This is a genomic window from Winogradskyella marincola (assembly GCF_029624125.1).
Lineage (GTDB): Bacteria > Bacteroidota > Bacteroidia > Flavobacteriales > Flavobacteriaceae > Winogradskyella > Winogradskyella marincola.
Genome location: NZ_JARSBN010000016.1, coordinates 1 through 4,226 on the forward strand (window position 1 = coordinate 1; position 4,226 = coordinate 4,226).

1 protein-coding gene is annotated in these 4,226 nt (G+C 40.8%); it reads right to left on the reverse strand.

Annotated elements, in window-relative coordinates; all coding sequences use genetic code 11:
- Window positions 1-4,226 (reverse strand): T9SS type B sorting domain-containing protein (locus P7122_RS15710; protein WP_278006752.1); only part of this gene is annotated, 4,226 nt, incomplete at both ends.

Below are 4,226 nucleotides of genomic sequence, written 5' to 3' on the forward strand. Positions count from 1 at the left end.
GTAAAATGGGCTTTGAACTCTTTAATTTGGTTGGTAAGGGGTTCTTCGTATTCTACTGTAAACCAGTAGTCGCTAGATGGCATGTTGTTGCCATTGAACGTTCCGTCCCATCCCTGACCTGTCGGGCTGATCTGCTTAAGCAGTTTCCCGTAGCGGTCAAATATATAAATTTTGGCATTACTTCCAATACCTTCTATGTTCCATGTTTCATGTATACCATCTCCATTTGGTGTAAAATACTTCGGATAATCTATCACAAATACCTCCATACTTGTTATTCCACAACCGTTCTTGTCTCTAGCCGTTACTGTATGTAACCCTTGGGATACTCCTGTAAATTGTATAGATCCATCTTCTAATGGCTCTTCCCATGGACCTCCGTCTAAACTATACTCGTACTCACTGATTCCTGTAGCTAGTGCTTCTATAACGTTACCATTTCCAAAAACTTGTGTTACTACGTCTGCTATTAATGTTGGTGGTGCACTTTCGATTACAAGGGTTTCATCATAGGTCTCACAATTGGTCTCGGTTGATGTGGTCATATCTGTTACCAATACTCCATAGGTTCCTCCTTGAGTTGGCATCATACTTGAACCCGTCTCTGTTGCTATAACCTCTCCATTGAAGGTCCATTCAAAACTGTAATCTGCATCTGATAATCCTGTGTCTAACACTAATGGATCTAAAATTTCTGTACCATTGGTATCGATACATAAAATGTAACTATCTGCTAAATCAAAGTTTGGCTTTGGATTAACCTGAAGTGTTAACGGTGCTACTTCGTAACAAACTGAACCGTCTTGCTGGTTATCAAATACTCCATCGTTGTTAAGATCCACTGGGTCTCCGTTTCCGTCTCCATCTGTATCTACAAACTCATACAATCCATCTGCATTGGCATCGATACCGTCTGATAAGCCGTCTCCATCGACATCTATTAAATCAAATACTCCATCTGCATCGGTATCATAGGTATCTATAGTGCCGTTGGCATCTAAATCTAATCCTGCATTAAGCGCTGTTAAATCTAAAGCGATTGGTATCACCGTTAAGGTGTTGTTGTCTACTCTTGCGTATACCACTTGTGGGTTGACCACGTTTTCATACAAGTCTGGTAATGGATTTACACTTAAGTTAGCATCAGCTTCTGTTGCATAGTAAGTTACTATATAGTTTGCCGGATCTTGTCCGTCTAATACAAATTCATCTTGTGTTGATAGCGTGAATTGTGTACTGTCATCACTTGGGTCTCCATCATTCTCTATATTATCATCACAGGCTTCATAAGTTATATCCTGAAGATCTGGATTGGCTTGTGCTGCTTCATCTACCTGAAGGTTAAATCGCTGTGTGCTGATAGAACAACCTGTTACGTTATCTGTGATTGTTACATAGATCTCTTGTGGATTACTAATGTTGGTATACGGACTTACCAGTGCATTCATCTCGGATTCGGCGTCTGTTAAGGTCTCATGATACGTCACGATATAACGCGTTGGGTCTTGTCCGTTTAAGACTTCGTCATCCTTGGTGGTTAAATCAAAACTATCAAATCCGTCTGTATTCAGCTCACATTGTATAAAATCGGTTACTGCCACTACTTCTGGTAATGGATGCACAAATATTGTAAAGTTTACGACAGCATAACAACCGGTTGCATCATTGGTCACTCTTACGTAGATGTCCTGTTCTGGTGTGTCTACATTGGTGTACTGCGTTGGGTCAGCTATAGCATTCTCTCCTGCATAGGCTTCTTCTGAGCTCTCATGATAGGTTGGTGTTACTCCGTTTTCTCCATTTAATATCAATACTTCGTTTTCTGTTAAATCAAACACTTCTACTCCATCGCCTGTATTGATATCATCACACAGTTCTAAATCTGGGATTTGCTCACTTGGCGTTGGTGTTGGGTTTGGTAACACTCTTATAGTCATAGTAACATCTGCGGTACAGCCAGTATCTGTATCAGTGACTACAACATATAAGGTCTGTGGGTTGGCTGCAAGACCGTTAACCGATGTGTTGGTATATGCTGTTGGATCTGGAATTGCATTTGTCTGAGATTGTGCGTCTGCACTGGTCTCATAGTATGCTACAGACCAACTGGCATTGCCTCCTGTGATCTCTGAGTCTTTTACCGTTAGATCAAATACCGTGATCTCATCGCCTGGTACTTCATCTAAATCATCACACACTTCTAATGGTGTTGGTTGTACTGGCTCTGGTGGTAATTGTACTATAATTTCAAACTCACCTGTATCCTGACATCCTGTGGTTGGGTTATATAACCTTACATAAATCGTCTGTGGATTCATCGTGTTGGTATAGTTCCCTACGTTTATTATTGGATTGTCTCCTGTCTCTGCATTGTCTGCTGTAACATGATAGGTTAACACAACCTCTGTTGGGTCTTGATTACCTAAAATATCCTCATTGCGCTCTGTTAAATCAAATGGTGCAAAACCATCGTTATCAGTATCACAAACTTCTAATGGTTCTAGATTGCTTGGCACTTCTGGTGCTGGCACTACAATTAATTCTAATGTGTTCTGAGTTAAACTGAAACAGCCGGTAATGGTGTTCTCTGCTCTGACATAAATTAATTGATTGTTGGCTACAATATTGGTGTACAATCCTGTAATGGCATTATCGCCTTGAATGGCTTCTTCCTGAGTCTCATGATAGGTGATAACTACATCGGATTCCCCATTGGTAATCTCTACTGTTCGGATTTCTAAATCAAACTCTACAAAACCATCGTTGTCATCATCACAAACTTCTATTGGGTCTGGATCTGCTTCTGGTGATGGTATTGGGTTTACACGTAAGGTTACTGTTATGGTACTGTAACATCCTGTAACATCGTTCTCTGCTCTTACATAGATCGTCTGAGCATTCATCGTATTCACATATGGACTTGATATTGGGTTTTCTGCATTGTCTGCATCGTCCTCAGTCTCATAATAGGTTAGGCTGATTCCGGTCTGACCGTTTAAAATCTCTGCATTGGCGTCTTCTAATGTAAAGGCTTCCTGCTCGTCTCCTGGATTATTAACATCACACAGCTCTAATGGCATTGGTTGTACCAAGACTGGCAATGGGTTAACGATTAACTCTAAACGTACAACTTTATAACAGCCTTCTGCCGTATTTGGGTCTTCTACGCGTACCCATACCTCGTGCATAAAAGCTACCGTGTTGGTGTATCCTGTTGGATTGGCTATTGGGTTATCTGCTTCATGTGCATTGTCTTCCGTTTCATAGTAGCTGATGTCATAAAGCGTAGGGTCTGCTCCATTTAACAGCTCTTCTTCTTTACTTGTTAAGTTGAACAGTGCAAAGCCATCTGCTGAAGCGTCGTCACATGCTTCTAATGCCGTTGGCTCTATGAGTTGTGGCGTGTCTTCTACCACTAATGCCAATTCTACAAATGTTGCACAATCCGTAGCGATGGTAGCACTCTCAACTCTTACATACAACGTCTGGTTGTACTCTGAAATGTTATTGTAACCTACCGTTGTGTCTATTGCATCTACATTATTATCTGCATTGGCAAAGGTTTCGTGGTACGTAACTGTTAAGCCTGGTTCGCCGCCTGTTATCTCATTATCTGCTGCTGTTAGATCAAAAACCCCAAAACCATCATTGTCCGGATCACAATAGTATAATGGTGTCGGTGTATTGGCTACTGGTGCTTGCTCTACTTCTAAAACTAATGCTGTTGTATCAAAACATCCCGTTTCTATATTTTCTACTCGTGCATATATTGTTTGTGGATTACTGACGTTTGTGTATGGTATGGCTAATGGGTTTTCTTCTAATTCAGCATCATTCATATCAAAATAATATGTCACTGAATACACTGGGTTGCCTCCACTGATCTCTGCGTTTTTTACACTTAAATCGATCGCTGTTAAACCGTCTGGTGTACCATCATCACAAACCTCCAATGGTGTTGGACTTAGTATGGCTGGTAACGGATTTACAATCAAATCAAATTCCACCTGAGTGCTACAGCCTGTATTGTCATTCGTTAATACAGCATAAATCGTTTCTGGATTGCTAACATTGGTATACAATCCGGTTACTTCATTGGTATTGGCTGCATCGGTATAATAACGTACAGACACATTGACCTGACCAGCTAATATCTCAGCGTCTTTACTCGGTAAATCAAACTGCTCTTGTTCGTCCCCTGAATTGTCATTGTCGCATAACTCATA